17 protein-coding genes are annotated in these 17,422 nt (G+C 64.2%); 2 read left to right on the forward strand and 15 right to left on the reverse strand.

Annotation, left to right across the window (positions count from 1 at the left end):
* Window positions 1-49 precede the first annotated feature (49 nt).
* From OEZ71_RS03820 to murD, 6 genes are all read right to left on the reverse strand, one after another.
* Complete coding sequence (locus OEZ71_RS03820) at window positions 50-298, reverse strand: DUF2484 family protein (RefSeq protein WP_263738586.1); 249 nt, start codon at window positions 296-298, stop codon at window positions 50-52.
* Window positions 299-346: 48 nt separating this feature from the next.
* A complete protein-coding gene (murC, locus tag OEZ71_RS03825; protein WP_263738587.1) occupies window positions 347-1,756 on the reverse strand; it encodes a UDP-N-acetylmuramate--L-alanine ligase in 1,410 nt (469 codons plus the stop codon).
* Window positions 1,753-2,850, reverse strand: a complete 1,098-nt coding sequence (locus tag OEZ71_RS03830; RefSeq protein WP_263738588.1) for a UDP-N-acetylglucosamine--N-acetylmuramyl-(pentapeptide) pyrophosphoryl-undecaprenol N-acetylglucosamine transferase — start codon at window positions 2,848-2,850, stop codon at window positions 1,753-1,755. Before OEZ71_RS03830 ends, murC begins: the two co-directional genes overlap by 4 nt.
* A complete protein-coding gene (ftsW, locus tag OEZ71_RS03835) occupies window positions 2,850-4,016 on the reverse strand; it encodes a putative lipid II flippase FtsW (RefSeq protein WP_263738589.1) in 1,167 nt (388 codons plus the stop codon). The genes OEZ71_RS03830 and ftsW overlap by 1 nt, the downstream gene beginning before the upstream one ends.
* A 192-nt stretch (window positions 4,017-4,208) precedes the next feature.
* Window positions 4,209-5,612: a hypothetical protein gene (locus OEZ71_RS03840; RefSeq protein WP_263738590.1), complete on the reverse strand. Its 1,404-nt coding sequence runs from the start codon at window positions 5,610-5,612 to the stop codon at window positions 4,209-4,211.
* A gap of 191 nt (window positions 5,613-5,803) precedes the next feature.
* Window positions 5,804-7,204 carry a UDP-N-acetylmuramoyl-L-alanine--D-glutamate ligase gene (gene murD, locus OEZ71_RS03845; RefSeq protein ID WP_263738591.1) on the reverse strand — a complete coding sequence of 467 codons (1,401 nt, stop codon included), beginning with the start codon at window positions 7,202-7,204 and terminating at the stop codon, window positions 5,804-5,806.
* A gap of 160 nt (window positions 7,205-7,364) precedes the next feature.
* Here murD and OEZ71_RS03850 point away from each other — a divergent pair, with 160 nt between their 5' ends.
* Window positions 7,365-7,793: an FKBP-type peptidyl-prolyl cis-trans isomerase gene (locus OEZ71_RS03850; protein ID WP_263738592.1), complete on the forward strand. Its 429-nt coding sequence runs from the start codon at window positions 7,365-7,367 to the stop codon at window positions 7,791-7,793.
* 76 nt (window positions 7,794-7,869) lie between these two features.
* Here OEZ71_RS03850 and OEZ71_RS03855 read toward each other — a convergent pair whose 3' ends face one another.
* Window positions 7,870-8,232 (reverse strand): hypothetical protein, encoded by a 363-nt coding sequence (locus tag OEZ71_RS03855; RefSeq protein ID WP_263738593.1) that lies wholly within the window; start codon window positions 8,230-8,232, stop codon window positions 7,870-7,872.
* Between the two features lie 132 nt (window positions 8,233-8,364).
* Window positions 8,365-9,036, reverse strand: coding sequence for an SDR family NAD(P)-dependent oxidoreductase (locus OEZ71_RS03860; protein WP_263738594.1), 672 nt, complete (start codon window positions 9,034-9,036; stop codon window positions 8,365-8,367).
* Between the two features lie 128 nt (window positions 9,037-9,164).
* On the opposite strand from OEZ71_RS03860, the gene OEZ71_RS03865 reads away from it, so the two are divergent.
* The gene (locus tag OEZ71_RS03865; protein WP_263738595.1) at window positions 9,165-9,608 is read left to right on the forward strand and encodes a hypothetical protein; all 444 of its coding nucleotides are present in this window, start codon (window positions 9,165-9,167) and stop codon (window positions 9,606-9,608) included.
* Here the strand turns inward: OEZ71_RS03865 and OEZ71_RS03870 are convergent.
* Genes OEZ71_RS03870 through rsmH form a run of 7 tightly spaced genes read right to left on the reverse strand, consistent with a single transcriptional unit; the run spans window position 9,605 to window position 17,419 of the window.
* A complete protein-coding gene (locus OEZ71_RS03870) occupies window positions 9,605-10,267 on the reverse strand; it encodes a DUF2161 domain-containing phosphodiesterase (protein ID WP_263739002.1) in 663 nt (220 codons plus the stop codon). The genes OEZ71_RS03865 and OEZ71_RS03870 overlap by 4 nt on opposite strands.
* Window positions 10,264-11,346, reverse strand: coding sequence for a phospho-N-acetylmuramoyl-pentapeptide-transferase (gene mraY / locus OEZ71_RS03875; RefSeq protein ID WP_263738596.1), 1,083 nt, complete (start codon window positions 11,344-11,346; stop codon window positions 10,264-10,266). The genes OEZ71_RS03870 and mraY overlap by 4 nt, the downstream gene beginning before the upstream one ends.
* Entirely contained in the window at window positions 11,347-12,792 is a 1,446-nt protein-coding gene (locus tag OEZ71_RS03880; RefSeq protein ID WP_263738597.1) for a UDP-N-acetylmuramoyl-tripeptide--D-alanyl-D-alanine ligase, read from the reverse strand.
* Window positions 12,792-14,270 (reverse strand): UDP-N-acetylmuramoyl-L-alanyl-D-glutamate--2,6-diaminopimelate ligase, encoded by a 1,479-nt coding sequence (locus OEZ71_RS03885; protein ID WP_263738598.1) that lies wholly within the window; start codon window positions 14,268-14,270, stop codon window positions 12,792-12,794. The genes OEZ71_RS03880 and OEZ71_RS03885 overlap by 1 nt, the downstream gene beginning before the upstream one ends.
* Before the next feature lie 28 nt (window positions 14,271-14,298).
* On the reverse strand, window positions 14,299-16,083 hold the full coding sequence (locus tag OEZ71_RS03890; protein ID WP_263738599.1) for a peptidoglycan D,D-transpeptidase FtsI family protein: 1,785 nt from the start codon (window positions 16,081-16,083) through the stop codon (window positions 14,299-14,301).
* Window positions 16,080-16,427 carry a cell division protein FtsL gene (gene ftsL, locus OEZ71_RS03895; protein ID WP_263738600.1) on the reverse strand — a complete coding sequence of 116 codons (348 nt, stop codon included), beginning with the start codon at window positions 16,425-16,427 and terminating at the stop codon, window positions 16,080-16,082. The genes OEZ71_RS03890 and ftsL overlap by 4 nt, the downstream gene beginning before the upstream one ends.
* Window positions 16,427-17,419, reverse strand: coding sequence for a 16S rRNA (cytosine(1402)-N(4))-methyltransferase RsmH (gene rsmH / locus OEZ71_RS03900; RefSeq protein WP_263738601.1), 993 nt, complete (start codon window positions 17,417-17,419; stop codon window positions 16,427-16,429). The genes ftsL and rsmH overlap by 1 nt, the downstream gene beginning before the upstream one ends.
* Between the last annotated feature and the right edge of the window lie 3 nt (window positions 17,420-17,422).

Here is a 17,422-nt window from a genome sequence, read left to right on the forward strand (position 1 = left end):
CGCTTGACATACGTTTTGCCGACAGTTGGCAGACGCTGTGCCGACAGACTCAGCGCGCCCGTCTTCCCCTCGCCCAGCGCCAGAGATAGATGAGCGGCCAGCGCAGGATCGAGGCGCCTGCGGCCAGAACGATCAGGCCCAGCCATGGTCCGTTCTGATAGGTCACATAGCCAAGGATCGGGATGCCCAAAGCGATCAGCACATAGGCCGCGCGCCAGTGGTGGTCGCGTGAGGGAAGCATGGCGATCAGGGTTGCCGTGACGGCCCAGAGACAGGCGAGGGTGATCGACAGGTTCATCGCCAGCCCCTGCCCCGGATCATATGTTTCTGCCGTTTTGCCAATGGCTTAGCCTCCGAACCGGGCGGGCAGCGCATTGGCCCAGGCCGAGATCGTGCCCGCGCCGAGGCAGACCACCATGTCGCCCGGTTTCGCCTGTTCCCGCACCAGCCGCTCCAGATCGTCCTCGCTGACGATCGCGCGGGCATGGCGGTGGCCATGGGCGATGAGACCCGCGACCAGATCGTCGCGGCTCGCCCCCGGGATCGGGTCCTCGCCCGCGGCGTAGACCTCGGCGATGGCGACCACGTCGGCCTCGTTGAAGCAGGTGCAGAAGTCCTCGAAAAGACTGGACAATCTGGTGTAGCGATGGGGCTGGTGGACGGCGATGACCCGGCCCTTGGTGGCCTGTCTCGCAGCCTTCAGGACGGCCGCGATCTCCACCGGGTGGTGGCCGTAATCGTCGATGATCGTGACCCCGCCAAGGACCTCGCCAACCTTGGTGAAGCGCCGATTGACGCCGCCGAAATTGGCCAGAGCCTCACGGATCTCATCCTTCTTCATGCCCAGATGCCGGGCCACGGCGACGGCGGCCAAGGCATTGGAAACATTGTGATCCCCGGGCATCGGCAGGGTGCAGCCCTCGATCACCGCGTCCTCGCCTTCCCCCTGCAACGCCACGTCGAAATGGGCCACGCCAGCCTCGTAGCGCAGGTTCACGGCGCGGACATCGGCCTGCGCATTGAAGCCAAACGTGATGACCCGCCGGTCTGTGACGCGGCCCACCAGCGTCTGAACCTCGGGGTGATCGGTGCAGCAGACGGCGGCGCCGTAGAAAGGGATGTTGGAGACGAAGTCGTAAAACCCCTGCCGAAGCTTATCGAAATCGCCCCAATGCTCCATATGCTCGGGGTCGATATTGGTGACGATGGCGATGGTCGCGGGAAGGCGGTTGAAGCTGCCGTCACTTTCGTCGGCCTCGACCACCATCCATTCCCCGGCGCCTGCACGGGCGTTGGAGCCATAGGCATGGATGATGCCGCCATTGATCACGGTCGGGTCAAAACCGCCCTTGTCGAGCAGGGTCGCCACCATGGTCGTCGTGGTCGTCTTGCCATGCGTCCCACCGATGGCGACGTTAGAGCGCATGCGCATGAGTTCGGCCAGCATCTCGGCCCGTCGCACCACGGGCAGGCCGCGCTTGCGGGCCTCTTCAAGCTCGGGATTGCCCTTCTTGATCGCCGAAGAGATCACGACAACCGCCGCCTCGCCGATATTTTCGGCCTTCTGACCTTCGAAGAAGGTCGCGCCCAGCTTGACCAGCCGTTCGGTGATCTTCGAGGCCTTCGCATCCGATCCCTGCACCCGGTAGCCTAAGGTCATCAGAACCTCGGCGATGCCTGACATGCCGATACCGCCGATACCGACGAAGTGGATGGGGCCCAACTCTCCGGGCAGTTTGGTTGCGGCGGCGTTCATGTCGTCTCTTTCACGGGCAGGGCCTTGACCATCTGGACAAGGCGGTCGGTGGCGTCAGGGATGCCATAGGCAAGGGCCGCCTTGGCCATGCGGGTCGCGGCGGCGGGGTTTTCCAGAACCGTGGCGACATGGCCTGCCAGCGTGGCGGCGTCAAGCCGGGATTCCGGAATCAGGATCGCGGCCTCGGCCTCCACCAGCCCATGGGCATTCGCGGTCTGGTGATCGCCCGCAGCCGCGGCGAAGGGGACGAGGATCGACGGGCGGCCGATGATCGAGATATCGGCAACCGATGAAGCACCCGCGCGGGAAATGATCAGCTGCGCCTCGGAAAAACGGCGCGGCACGTCGTCGAAGAAGGGGCGCACATCGGCGCGGATGCCCGCTTCGGCATAAGCGGCAACGACGCGGTCGACATCCTCGGGCCGGGCCTGATGCGCGACACGGATGTTGCCCCTGAGCGCCTCCGGCAACACGGCCATCGCCGATGGCACGCGGTCTGAGAGGATACGTGCGCCCTGAGACCCGCCGATCACGACGACGCTCATCGGGTAGTCGCCGGGCGGGATATAGGGGGCCCCGGCGCGATCAAGCACGGCCTTGCGGACGGGATTGCCGGTGTGATGACCCTCGACCCCTTGAGGCAGGGTCGTCGGCCAGGTGCCGCAGGCCACCCAGCGCACGCGCTTGGCGAAAAGCTGGTTCACGCGGCCGAGGATACCATTCTGTTCGTGGATCATTCGCGGGATGCGCAAGGCGACAGCGGCTGCAAGGGCCGGGATCGTCGGATAACCGCCGAACCCGATCACCGCGTCGGGCTTGTCGCGCATCATGCCGAGGATTGCGCCCAGAACCCCGCCCGCGATCCGGAACGGCACGGCAAGTTTCGCGGCAAAACCGCCTCGCGCGAAGGTCGCTGCGGTCACCGTCTCGACCGTCACCTCTTTCGGATAGCCGCCCGCATACCGCGCGCCGCGTTCGTCGGTGGACAGCTTCACCCGCCAGCCACGGCTCAGCATCGCCTCAGCCAAGGCCTGTGCCGGAAACATATGCCCGCCGGTCCCCCCGGCTGCAATGAGAAGCAGGGGCGCCGCCATCAGCGCCCCCGTTTGATCAGGTAATCACCGATCTTGCCTTGCGGCCGCGCACGGGTGAAGGCCAGAAGCATGCCGACCGCGATACCGCTCGCGATGACCGATGATCCACCGTAGCTCACGAAAGGCAGCGTCATCCCCTTGGCGGGCAGAAGCCGCACCGCCACGCCCATATTGATCAGCGCCTGCACCCCGAAAGCACAGGCAAGCCCCGTGCCCGCAAGCCGGATGAACGGGTCACGTTCCCGCATCAGACGGAAGAGCGACCGCGCCGTGATCGCGCCGTAAAGCGCAATGATGACGAGGACGAGGACAAGCCCGTATTCCTCGGCCGCGACCGCGATGATGAAATCCGTATGGGCGTCAGGAAGCGACCATTTGACAGTGCCCTCGCCGACGCCGACACCGAAGAAGCCGCCTTCCTGAATGGCGTTGGTGGCGTATCCGATCTGGGTTCTAGGGTCGATATCGGCCGCGAGGAACCCGTCGATGCGGCGGGCGAAATGCTCCGAGACATCATAGGCAAAGATGCCGCCCGCCACGACCAGCCCGCCGATCACGGTGAGAAGCGTTATCGGCGCGCCCGCCACGAAATACATCACACCCCAGGCGAAGAGGATCAGGCAGGCCTGCCCGAAATCGGGCTGAAGTGCGAGGAAGAGGACGATGACGATGGTCAGGACGAAAGAATAAAGCCGCCCCGGGGGGCCGTTGATCTCTTGCGCGGCCGCCATAAGCCAGGCGGAGATTATCACGAAACCGGGCTTGAGGAACTCGGACGGCTGGAAGCTGGCGAAGCCCAGCGAATACCAGCGTGTAGCGCCTTTGCCGAAATCGGTGCCGAAAACCGGCAGCAGCATCAGCGCCACGAAGGCCAGCAGAAATCCGATGACCCCGAGGCGCCGCACAAGATCGGGCGACATCATCGAGGTGAACATCATCGCGGCCAAAGCCATGACCCCAAAAAAGCCCTGCCGCGTCACATAGTAGAAAGGATCGAGTCCGTTCTTTTCCGCGAGCGGCACCGAGGCGGCGAGGCCAAGAAGCAGCCCGATGCCGAAAAGCACCATCACCCCGGAGAGCGACCATTTGTCGATTGTGCGCCACCAGCGGGGAAGAACTGGCTCACCTGCCCGTGCGGGGATGGAGCCATAGACCATCTCAGTCATGGGATACCGCTTTCACTGCCTCGAACCGCCCGTTTGCCGGGTCTGACAGGAAGTGTAACGAAGATCGCGCCTCAGTGCCAGTGAAAGAAGGGCAATAGGCGGAATTTCCGCGCATTTTCAAAGCACGAAAATTCCCCTGACACGCCGGTCAAGCCGTAAGCGGATCGGCGGCAGCAATCAGGCAGATTGCGCTTACAGAAGGAAGATATCGTCGAGGTAGAACTCGTCCCCCGCCCCGGCGATCACGCTGAACTGGATCACATCGGTGGCGTTGGTAAAGCTCAGGACGCCATTCGCATCGAGATCGGCGGATGTGACCGTCACCTGCCCGACCGCATTGCCATTGACATCCGAGAAGACGATGGTCGCCGTTTCACCCGGGTCGAAGCCGGTCATGGTGAAGCCGCCGAGATCGAAGGGCGAGTGGTCCTGATGGGTGACATTCATTTCATGCGTGTCACCGTTCGGATCGGTCCAGACGCGGAATTCGTCGTCGCCGTCGCCGTCATAATCGAAGCTCGCCGCCCCTGCGTCGCGCTCCTCGAAATAGTTCGTTGCCGAGGAAAGCTGGCTGATCCAATACTGGCCGTTCGGCCCGTCCTGATAGATCCAGATGCCGGTGATCGCCGCCGTGATCGGGTCGTAGACGCTGGTCATGTCTTCGAACTGGATATCGCCCACTGGCGCGGGATAGGTCACCTGGAAGGTTACATCGCCATAGGCGAAATTGCCCGCACCGTCGGTGGCCTCATACCAGAACTGCACGACCGGAGTGGTGCCGCCCCCTGTGTCGTAAACGCCGTTCGGGTCCCAGGTCAGCGTGCCGTCGGGATTGAGCGTCAGGATTGACCCGTCATTCAAAAGCCCGCCACCGGTGTAGTAGGACAGAGGCTGGCCGTCCGGGATCAGATCGACATCGTTGATCCCGTCCTGATCGAGGTCGATCTGCACATCGAGGATCGCCGACAGTGTCAGCCCGGCCCCCGGCTGTCCGCCTTCCAGATAGTCGTTGGCCAGCGGATCGAGCGTCACCGTGCTGTCGAAGGCCACCAGATCGAAGTCGCCTTGGGTGATGATATCACCCGCCGATGGCAGTTCGACGAAGATCAACTCATCGACATTGGTGATGATATCGACATCGCCCGACCCGTCGAGCGCGGTCACAGTAAAGCCCGTCACCACAGTTTGCGCGTTCTTACCCTTTCCGACGGTCGTCGTCTGGATCGTGTAGTCGTAATCGACACCAACCTCGCCGTAATAGATCACCGCATCGACGCCGCCACCGGTGCCGCCATCTATCGTGTCGCTGCCCGCGCCCGCGATGATCACATCGCTGCCATCGCCGCCATTGATGACGTCATTGCCCGCACCGCCATAGATCGTGTCGTCGCCGGCACCGCCCTCGATCGTATCGTTGCCGTCGCCGCCATGAACCTCGTCATTGCCCTCAAGACTCCAGATCACGTCGTTACCGGCGGTCGAGGCCGGAGAGGTCACATCACTGATGAGATCGTCACCCGACGTTCCGACGATGGCGCCTGCTGGCGGCGTCGGGGTTGCATTCTTCCCACCACCTGCACCGGAAGGTTTCGGCATGACATGGCCTCCACATGAGGGCCCCGCGGCACTTCACTGGGGCCGGATGATCCTGACTTCACGTCATTTGAGACCATTTCCCGGCGGAAGCGCGAATATTGCGTGGCATTGAACCATGTTCGGACGCAATGCGCGCTAGCGAACGGAACTGTGGGGTCACGCGCAACAATTCCGGATAACGGCTGCGGAAACTACCCGATCAGAGCCCGCACCCGGGCCGCAAAATCCTCGCCGCGTTTTTCGAAATTGGGATACTGGTCGAACGAGGCCGCTGCCGGGGCAAGCAGCACGACGTCACCCGCCTCGGCCTCTTCCGCCGCGCGCGCCACGGCGCTCTCCATCGTTTCGCAGATCTCATGCGGCGTGTCGCCCAGTTCCAGCGCGAAATCCCGCGCCGAATGGCCGATAAGATAGGCCTTCACGACCGAACCCAGATGCGGTTTCAGGCTCGCGATCCCGCCATCCTTGCCCAGCCCCCCGGCAATCCAGCGGATCTTCGGAAAGGCCTGCAATGCCTTGGCCGCGCTATCGACATTGGTGGCCTTGCTGTCGTTCACGAACCGAACCCCGTCCCGTTCGCCGACAAGCTGGCTGCGATGCGGCAGGCCTTCGAAGGAATGCAGCGCCTCTTCGATCAGCTTCGGCGCGAGGCCAAGCGTGCGAGTGGCGGCATAGGCGGCGCAGGCATTCTGGTGATTGTGCGCGCCGGGCAGCCCACGGACCTCGCGCAGGTCGATGGAGGCGACCTGCCGCCCCTTGCGCCATTCCGCGAGAAACCCCTTGCGGGCAAAGACCGACCAGCCCGGCCCTTCCAGCTTCACCCCCGAAGAAATCCGGATCACCCGGTCATCGCCCACGCCCTGCGCCAGCTGGTTGGCCAGAAACCGTCCCTCGACCTCATCAACGCCGATCACCGCGCGGTCGGGTCCGCCCTCGGCGAAAAGCCTGCGCTTGGCGGCGAAATAACCGCCGTGGCCGCCGTGGCGGTCGAGATGGTCAGGCGAAAGGTTGGTGAAGACAGCGATATCCGGCGTCATCGCGCGCGCGAGTTCGGTCTGGTAGGATGAAAGTTCCAGCACCACGACCTCGCCATCCTGCGCGGGCTCGATATCTAGCACGCCCCGCCCAATATTGCCCGCCATCTGGGTGGGCCGTCCCGCGACCTGAAGAATGTGGTGGATGAGCGCCGTCGTCGTCGACTTGCCGTTCGATCCGGTCACCGCGATCACCTTCGGCACCTGATCCATATCGTCCCAGTCGGGTGTGGACCATGACCGGAAGAAAAGCCCGATATCGTTATCAACCGGCACCCCCGCCGCCATCGCGCGGGCAATCAGCTTGTTGGGTTCGGGGTAGAGATGCGGGATACCGGGGGAAACGATGAGTGTAGCCACCTCATCCCAGGCATTGCCGCGCGTCAGGTCGGTCAACGAATAGCCTGCCGCCTCGGCATTGGCGCGCGCCTCGGGGCTGTCGTCCCAGAGGCAGGGTTCGGCACCGCCCGCGATCAGCGCCCGCGCGGTTGCAAGCCCCGACCGGCCCAGGCCCAGCACCGCGACCTTCCTGCCCTCATAGCCCCTGACCGGAATCATGCTGCCCCCATATCCTTCGCGCCCGCGACAATGCCCTGCCCCCCGCGCGCCCGCAAGGACCCCGGCTTTACCCCCGCGCCCATCCGGTCTAGGGTCGGGCCACGAGAGCACCCGCGAGAGACGCGGCCTCAGAATTCATCCCCCATCCCGAAAGGACGCCATGACCCAGGTAAAGACGGGCGATAAGGTAAGCATTCACTATCGCGGCACGCTGAACGACGGCACTCAGTTCGACAGTTCAGAAGGGCGCGATCCACTGGAATTCACTGTGGGCTCCGGCCAGATCATCCCCGGCCTCGACAAGGCGCTGCCGGGCATGGCGGTGGGCGACAAAAAGTCGGTGCCGGTTCCGGCGACGGAGGCTTACGGCGCGCACAATCCCGATGCCCGTCAGGCCATCCCGCGCGACCAGATTCCCGCCGACATCCCGCTCGAAATCGGGACCGCCCTGCAGATGCGCACACCGGACGGACAAGCGATGCAGGTCATCGTGGCAGAGGTTACCGCCGAGACGGTCACGCTCGACGCCAATCATCCGCTCGCGGGGAAAGACCTGAACTTCGACATCGAATTGGTGTCGATCGGCTAAAACGCGGTGACGCAGGGGGCGTCCGATTGCCTCCTGCATTTCACTGGCAGGTCCCCCAAACAGGCCAGGGCAGACCTTATTTCAAAGTGAACAACGCGGTATCGCCCTTGCCCTTCTTGCGGACGTTCCGCAACGTGCGGCCGTCAAACTCAACCACCTGGCAGTCCGAGCCGATTTCCTGCCCGCCGAGAACGCCGTTGCGACACCAGTAGCTGCCCTTCCAAAGCCATTTCCCGGAAAATTCCTTGCCGCCGAACTGGCCGTTCATCGAACCATCGGCATTCACGGTCACCCAGTCGCCCTTTTCGTTTCCAAAGGTGTTGCCCACGATCAGGGCGCGATAATCGGCCTCTGTCTTGATCCGTTTCATCGCCTCGCTGTGGGCGGGGGACATACACAGGACCCCGACTGCCATCGCCGACAAGATTGTGCGCTTCATGGCCATCCCCTCTAATGCAGTTCAACAATATAAGGACCAAGGATAGCGCAGAGGAACACCGTTTCATGATCCAATTGGATCAAAGTGGCCGACACAACTAACACCTGCGCGACCCGGAATGGATCATCTGAGTTACCAATCGAAGGGTTGACGGTCGCGGAAGAACCCGCCCGTCGGCCCGTCTTCAGGCAGGAGCGCCAGCCAGATCGCGGTGTCGGCGCCTTCTTCGGGGCTGCGGTTGGCACCTTCTCCGCCCATGCGGGTTCTGACCCATCCCGGGCACATCGCATTGACCTTGACGCCCGCGGGCAGGTCGCGCGGCAGTGCTTTCGTCAACGCGTTCAGGGCCGCCTTGGCAACGCCATAAGCGCCCGGCCCGGCAAGGCCATGGCCGAAACTGCCCCAATCAGACGACAGGTTCACGATCCGGCCCCAGCCGGTCTCTCGCCAATGCGGCAGGTTGAGCCGGATCAGGTCGAGAGGTGCCGACACCATCACCTGCATCGCATCGTCGAAATCGCTCTTGGGGCTCAGCAGCGAGGCGCCGCTGAGGATACCGGCATTGTTGACGAGGATGTCAAAGCCGCCTGCCCCGGTCATCGCTGTAAAATAGCTCTCCGGATCGGCCAGATCGAGAGGCAGGAAACCGCAGCCTATTTCCGCGGCCGCCTTGCGACCAGCCTCTGCATCCCGCGCCCCGATCGTCACCGCACAACCCGTCGCGGTCAGGCCCGCCGCGATGGCGCGACCAATGCCGCGATTGCCGCCGGTGACAAGCGCGGTCGGACGGGAGGGTCTGGTCATGGAGGTGTCCTCGATCATCTGCCGCGCCATTTACCGGCACGGCCACGGTTTTGCGCCAGCTTGGCCGCATTAATGCTTTATTTAGCAGACACGCTCATCCTATGGAAATGTCAGCGACACCCTCTCTTTTGACCCGTTTTGCCAGGCGCCTGCGCCGCGAAACGCGGCTTTTGCGCTTCGTGATCGGCCTGTCCTTCCTCGCGGGCTTCGTCATGTATATGCGCTACGACGTGATAGTCATGGGCATGCCGATGCCGATTTTCACCGGTCTCTTCTACGCTGCGTTCATCGGTACCACCGCGACCATCGTCAGTCTTCTGTTACCCGCCCTACGTACAATGATCGAGGCGGCGGCGATTTCGCGGCTCGGCGTGGCATTGGCGGCCTATGGTGTTCCGGAGTTCGGGCTGAAACTGGCCATGTCGCCGCTCCTGAGCGCGACCGTGATCATTCTCGGCGCGGTCTTGGTGCGAAAGCTTTTCCGGACCGAAGCCTTCGCGCATTGGTCAGTCCTTGCGCATGAGACCGGTCACGCAGTAACCGGCACCCCGGTACCGGCAGAGGCTGGTTAGGCCCGACCGCGCGACTCCTCCACCGCCTCGACAGCCCCTTTGGGCGTCAGCCTGTAGACCCCGCGTTCCACCCGTTCAAACCAGCCGTAGTGATCGGCCCGAAACATCTGCCCGGCCCGGGCGACGCCCGTCGCCTGCGCAACCGAGGCGGCCTTGCAGGGTCCGTGGGCAGCCAGATGCGCCGCACAACGCAGCGCGTCCTGCCGGTAGGCGGTCATGCGCTTGACGCCCGTGGTGCCGCCGGTATTCGGATCGCCGACCCGATGGTCGAATTCGCGGATCAGGCGGCCCGCCTTTCGGGCATTCCGGCGCGGCTGATAGGGTCCGGGATCGAGATGGGCCTCGACCCCGCCATGCTTTACCGCCAGAAGCCCGAGGCCAAGCCGGCGGCAAAGCCGGATGATATCCCTGTAGCGCAGCTTCCAGCCCCGTTCGGATGAAACCGGCACCGCCAGATAGACATGATCGAACATCGCCTGCCGCGCCACGCCCTGCATCACGAGCGCCAGCGAAAAGGTCAGCTTTAGTTCGACCACAACGGGAGGTTCCTCGCCCCTCCGGGCCAGCACATCGCACTCGCCGATCTCGGCCTTGACCTCATAGCCCTGCGCCTCCAGATGCGCCTTCACCGGCGCGTAGAGGTCCGCCTCGCGCATCAGCGCAGCTTAAGCGTCGCCAGTCCGATCAGCGCGAGGATCAGCGAAATGATCCAGAAGCGGATGACGATCTGCGGCTCGGCCCAGCCCTTCTTCTCGAAATGATGGTGTATCGGCGCCATCAGGAAGACCCTTCGGCCGGTGCGCTTGAAATAGGCGACCTGGATGATGACGCTGAGCGCCTCCACCACGAACAATCCGCCGACGATCGCCAGCACGATCTCATGCTTGGTCGCGACCGCGATGGCACCCAGCGCGCCGCCCAGAGCCAGCGAACCGGTATCGCCCATGAAGACCGCCGCCGGCGGCGCGTTGTACCAGAGAAAACCGAGCCCGCCGCCGATGAGCGCCGCGGTAAAGATCAGGATCTCACCCGTGCCGGGCACATAATGAACGCCGAGATAGTTCGTGAAGTCGGTCCGGCCGACCGCATAGGCGATGACCCCAAGCGTCGCCGCCGCGATCATCACCGGCATCACCGCAAGACCGTCGAGCCCGTCGGTCAGGTTCACGGCATTGGCCGCGCCGACGATGACGATCATCGCGAAGGGTACGAAGAAATAGCCAAGGTTCAAGAGCGCGTCCTTGAAGACCGGGAAGGCCAACTGATTGGTCAGATTGGCCGGATGGACATAAGCCGCCATCGCGCCCGCAAGGGCCGCGATCACCAAACCCAGCAACAGCCGCATCCGCGACGACACGCCCTTGGTGTTCTGTTTCGTCACCTTGGCATAATCGTCGGCGAAGCCGATCAGCCCATAGGCATAGGTCACAAATAGCACGATCCAGATATAGGGATTGTCGAGCCGGGCCCAGAGCAGCGTCGCCACAAGGATCGCCGAGAGGATCAGCAAGCCCCCCATCGTCGGCGTCCCGGCCTTGGAAAAGTGGCTCTGCGGTCCGTCATCGCGGATCGGCTGACCCTTTTTCTGCTTGCGGCGCAATAAGTTGATCAGCGGTTGGCCGAAGAGAAAGCCAAATACCAGAGCCGTGAAAAACGCCGCCCCCGCGCGGAAGGTGATGTAGCGGAAAAGGTTGAAGACATCGCCGCCTTCGGCCAGTCCGGAAAGCCAATACAGCATCTATTCAGTCCCCCGTGTCTCGCCCGCACCCGGCTGCCCGAGCTTTCTGAGCGCGTCAACCACAAGGCTTACCTTCGATCCTTTTGATCCCTTCACCAGCACCACATCACCGGCATCCGCCAAATGATGGGCACGCTCGGCCAGTTCCCCGGCGCGGTCAAACCATTCGCCGCGCTGGCGTTCCGGTAGCTTCTGCCAGAGCGCGCGCATCCTTGGCCCGACGCAATGAACAACGTGAAACCGCGCCATTGCCGGATGGTCCGCCACCGCCTCATGCAGAGCGCCCTCATCCGGGCCAAGCTCCAGCATGTCACCCAGAACAGCGATGCGGCGGCCTTCGAGTTTACGGCCGATCCCGTCACGGGGTTCTGTGACAGCGAGAACCTCCAAGGCGGCGGCCATGGAGGCGGGGTTGGCGTTGAAGGCGTCATCGATCAGATCGAAGCTCAGCGCCTCATCGACGATATCGAGATAGATGCGCTCGCGCTGGCCCCGGCCTGCTGGCGGGCGCCACTGGCCGATATCGCAGGCCGCAACAGCAGGGTCCGCACCAATGGCATCGGCCACCGCCAGAACGCCCAGCGCATTGGCGGCAAAATGGCGTCCCGCCGTCTGGACCTTGAAGAGCACAGGCTCGCCACCCCTTGTGGCCCGCACGATGGTCGTATCCTGCGCCAGCTTGACCTCGTCCAGCCGGTAGTCGCTGTCCTTCGCCGGGCCAAACGTGATCACACGGGCGGCCCTGGCGGCGGCATCGGCAAGGATCGGCGTCACGTGAAGGCCGGTCGGGATCACGGCCACGCCGTCCGGCTCCAGCCCTTCAAAGATCGCGCCCTTTTCGCGGGCGATGCCCTCGATATTCTCGAACGCCTCCAGATGGGCGGGCGCGACCGTGGTGATCATCGCCACATGCGGCCGCGCAAGGCGGGCAAGGGGTGCAATTTCGCCGGGATGGTTCATGCCGATCTCGATCACCGCGAAATCGGCGTCTTGAGGCATCCGCGCCAGCGTGATCGGCACGCCCCAGTGGTTGTTGAAACTCGCCTCGGCGGCATGGACGCTGCCCTGCCCCGCCAGCACCGCGCGCAGCATTTCCTTGGTGGAGGTCTTGCCCACGGACCCCGTGACCGCGATCACCCGCGCCCGGGTCCGCGCCCGCCCCGCCGCGCCGAGCGCGGTCAGCGCTTCCAGAACATCCGGCACGATCAGCAGGGGATCGGTGTCCGAGCACCCATCCGGGATATGCGACACCAGCGCGCCCGCCGCACCTTTCTTCAGCGCATCGGCGGCGAAATCATGGCCGTCGCGCACATCTTTCAGCGCGACAAAGAGGTCGCCCGGCTGGATCGAGCGCGTATCAATGGAGATTCCCATCGCCTCGAACGCTGTCGTCGTCCGACCGCCGGTGGCGGCCTCCGCCTCGGCCGATGTCCAGAGCGCGCCCATCAGATACGGCCCTCCAAAGCGGCAACCGCGACCGATGCCTGTTCGGCATCGTCGAAGGGATAGATATCGCTGCCGACGATCTGCCCCGTCTCATGGCCCTTGCCCGCGATCAAGAGCGCGTCACCCGGTTGCAGCGCATCTACCCCGCGCAGGATCGCCTCGGCCCGGTCGCCGACCTCGGTCGCCTCGGGGCAGCCCGCCATCACCTCGGCGCGGATCGCGGCGGGGTCTTCGGTTCTGGGATTGTCATCGGTGACGATGACCACATCCGCAAAGGCCGCCGCCGCCTCGCCCATCAGTGGACGCTTCAACCGATCGCGGTCGCCGCCCGCGCCGAACACCACAACGATGCGGCCCATGACATGCGGGCGGAGCGATTGCAGGGCCGAGGCGAGTGCGCCCGGCTTGTGCGAATAATCGACAAAGACCGTCGCGCCATTGTCGCGCTTGGCGGCAAGCTCCATCCGCCCCCGCACGGTGACAAGGCCGGGGAGCGTCCCGAAGACGGCCTCCGGCTCCTCCCCCGCGGCCATGACGAGACCGGCAGCGGCCAGCACATTCTCGGCCTGAAAGCCGCCGATCAGGGCCAGACGCACCAGATGCGGCTTGCCGTCAAAGGTGAAACGCAGGTCCTGACCGGTCGCATCAAAGCGCTGCGAGGTGATGCACAGGTCGGCAACGGGATTGCGGCCCACGGTCAGCAGGCGCTGGCCGCGATGGCGCGCGATCTCGGCCATTTCCCGGCCGCGCGCTTCGTCGATATTGATGACCGCCGTGCCCTCTTCGGGCAGGACACGGGCGAAAAGCCCTGCCTTGGCGGCGAAATAGTCGTCAAAATTGGCGTGGTAGTCGAGGTGGTCCTGACTGAAATTGGTGAACGCCGCCGCATCCAGCCGCACCCCGTCGAGCCGCCCCTGATCAAGCCCATGGGACGACGCCTCCATCGCCGCATGGGTGACACCGGCATCGGCCATCTCACGCAATACGCGGTGCAGCGTGATCGGTTCGGGCGTCGTGTGCGCGAGTGGCGCGGTGAAATCGCCCATCACCCCCATCGTACCGAGATTGGCGGAAACCCGCCCAAGCGCCTGCCAGATCTGCCGGGTGAAGGTCGCGACAGAGGTCTTGCCCGAGGTGCCGGTGACTGCAACGACGGTTTCGGGCTGGCGTTCGAACCAAAGGGCGGCGCTATAGGCCAGCGTCTGGCGCGGGTCCTCGGTCACGATCAGCGCGGCGTCGGACGCCGCGAGTTCCGCCTTGGCGATCTCCGCGCCCTCGCGGTCGGTCAGGATCGCGCCCGCCCCCATGCGCAGGGCATATTGAATGAATTCAGCACCATGCATCCGGCTGCCGGGAAGGGCCGCAAAAAGGTGCCCCTCCTTCACCTGACGGCTGTCGACGGAAAGGCCGGTGACGCGCGCCTCGCGCCCGCCCTGTGCGGTCAGGCCAAGTTCCCCCAGCGATTTGGTCCCGGCCATGAAATTCGTCCCCGCCACATGTCTGCCCTCAGTTGCGGACGCGTATTACCCCGGCCTCTGCCACGGGTTCAAGCTCGGGTCTCAACCCCAGCAATGGTGCCGCGCGGCGGATGATCTCGGCGCCCACGGGCACCGCTGTCCAGCCCGCCGTGCGGCGCGGTTCGGTGCCCGAGGTTTCGACCGGTTCATCGAGCGAGACAACCAGCACATATTTCGGATCGTTCGATGGAAAGATCGACGCGAAGGTCGCGATGACCTTGTCCTTGTGATAGCCCTTGCCGTTCGGCAGCGGCTTGTCCGCGGTCCCGGTCTTGCCGCCGACGGCATAGCCCGGCACCTCGCCAAAACTCGCAGTCCCCCGCACGACGACCTGCCGCAGCATGTCGCGGAGCGTGGCCGAGGTCGCCTCGGACACCAGACGCGCGCCGGTTTCCACCTTGTCGCGCTTCAGGATCGTGGGCGTGATCCGCGTGCCGCCATTGACGAGCGAGGCATAGGCCGAGGCCAGATGCAGCGGGCTTGCCGCGACGCCATGGCCGTAGGACACGGTCAGCGTGGTGATTTCCGGCCATTTTGCGGGCCGGAGCGGTTTACCCGTGGGGGCCTCGACCAACTCGATCGAGGTCGGATCGAACATGCCGAGGGCCTGAAGGAACTGCTGCTGGCGCTCGCCGCCGATCGCTTGAGCGATATGGGCGGTGCCGATATTCGAGGACTTCACGATCACATCGGTGACCGAAAGCTGCGGCCCGTAATTGTGGAAATCGCGGATCTTGAACTTGCCCCAGAACATCGGACCCTTGGTCTCGACCATCGTCGTGGGGTTGACGAGGCCCAGCTCCATCGCCTGCGCCACGGCGAAAATCTTGAATGTGGAGCCCAGCTCATAGACCCCCTGTACCGCGCGGTTGAAAAGCGGGCTGTCAGAAGGATCGCCCTTCAGCAACGGCGCGGGCCTTGTGTTCGGGTCGAAATCCGGCAATGAGGCCAGCGCCACCACTTCGCCCGAATGGACATCCATCAGCACGGCCGTCGCGCCCTTGGCGTTCATCAGCTTCATGCCGCCATAAAGCACATCCTCGACCGTCGACTGGATCGTCAGATCGAGCGAAAGCGCCAGCGGCGCACCGCCATTCGCCGGATCGCGGAGCCATCCGTCGAAAGTCTTTTCAACACCGGCGACACCGACGACCTCAGCCGAATGGACGCCTTCACGCCCGAAACTCGCACCGCCCAGAACATGGGCCGCAATCGCGCCGTTCGGATAAAGCCGCATTTCGCGCGGACCGAAAAGAAGGCCGGGATCGCCGATCTCATGCACAAGCTGCATTTGCTCGGGCGAGATTTTCTTCTTTACCCAAAGGAACTTGCGCTTGCCGCTGAAGTCGTCCTTCAGGCGCGCCTCATCAAGGTCGGGAAAGATCGCGGCCAATTCACTCGCCGCGCGCGCGGGATCGACCATGAGCTGCGGCTGGGCATAGAGCGAATGGGTGACGAGGTTCGTCGCCAGAATCCGCCCCTGTCGATCGATGATGTCTGCGCGCTGTGCGATGATCGACGCGCCGGTTGCGGCGGTCTGCGGCTCGGCCGGTTCGGTCGAGGCCAGCACCCCCATACGGGCACCGACCGTGATGAAGGCCGCAAGAAAGGCAACGCCCAGAAGCAGAAGGCGCCCCTCGGCGCGGATACGCGCCTTGTCGCGCATCGCCTCGTGCCTCAGGCGGATATTCTCGCGTTCGATGGCGTCCGGGTTCTCGCCCTTTTCACGGGCCGACAGGATGCGGGCAAGCGGGCGAAGCGGTATCCGGGTCATTGTGCGACCTCTCCAAGCGCGACCGTATCGATGGGATCGGTGATCGGCGGCAGCGCGACCGCGGGATAGCGCACTTCGGCAATCCCGCCGAACTGCCGGGGATCCAGCGGCAGAAGACCAAGGCGTTCAAAGTTGATATCCGCCAGCTCCCGCAACCGGTCAGGTCGGTTGAGATAGGCCCATTCCGCCCTCAGCACACCAAGGCTTTCGCGAAGCTGCCCGATTTCGCGCTGAAGATCGCGTATCTCGGCAAGTTCGGCCTGGGTCCGGTAGTTTTCCCGGTAGGCCCAGAAGGCAAGTGCCATGACAGCGGCGGCGGCAAGGACAACGATCAGGCTGCGCATCAGTTTCGCCCTTCAAGCGCGGGTTTCGGAAGTCCGAGCGCGGCGCGGTCGACGGAACCGGCCGGTGCCTCGGTACGGATACCCACGCGCAGTTTTGCGGACCGTGCGCGCGGGTTTTGTGCAAGTTCTTCGTCATCGGGCCCGACGGCCTTGCGGGTCTTGAGCGAGAAGGCGGGCTCAACCTGCTTACGCGCCGGCGCATAGCGGCTGCCCTGCCCCTCGCCGCCCGAGCGAAGCTGGAAGAAGCGCTTGACGATGCGGTCCTCCAGTGAATGGAAGGTGACGACCGCAAGCTGCCCGCCCGGTTTCAACGCCCGCTCGGCGGCTTCGAGCCCCTCGGCCAACTGCCCGAACTCGTCATTCACGGCGATCCGGATCGCCTGAAAGCTGCGGGTCGCCGGATGGCTCTGGCCCGGTTTCTGCCGTGGCAGGCAGCGTTCGATGACAGCGGCAAGTTCCAGCGTGCGCGAAAACGGCCGCGCGGCGACAATGGCGCGGGCGATCCGGCGAGAGGCGCGCTCTTCACCGTAATGATAAAGGATGTCGGCAATCTCGCCCTCGCCCGCCTCGTTTACCAGATCGGCGGCGGTAGGCCCACTGTGGGCCATCCGCATGTCGAGGGGGCCGTCTTTCTGGAAGGAAAAGCCCCGCTCGGCCTGATCAAGCTGCATCGACGACACGCCGAGGTCGAGGACAACGCCATCGACCGGTTCACCGGCCAAACGATCCATGTCGGAAAACGTGCCTTCGACCAGTTCCAGCCGATCGCCATATTGCCCGGCCCAGTCTTCGGCCATGCGAAACACCATCGGATCGCGGTCGATGCCGATGACCTTGTCCGCCCCTGCCTCCAAGAGGCCGCGCGAATAGCCCCCGGCCCCGAACGTGCCGTCAATCCATGTGCCGGAGACAGGTGCGACCGCCTCTAGGAGCGGCCGCAGCAAAACCGGGATATGGGGGGCGTCTGATATGCGGGCAGCGGCAGCGGCCATCTC

The organism is Albidovulum litorale (assembly GCF_025751495.1).
Lineage (GTDB): Bacteria > Pseudomonadota > Alphaproteobacteria > Rhodobacterales > Rhodobacteraceae > Albidovulum > Albidovulum litorale.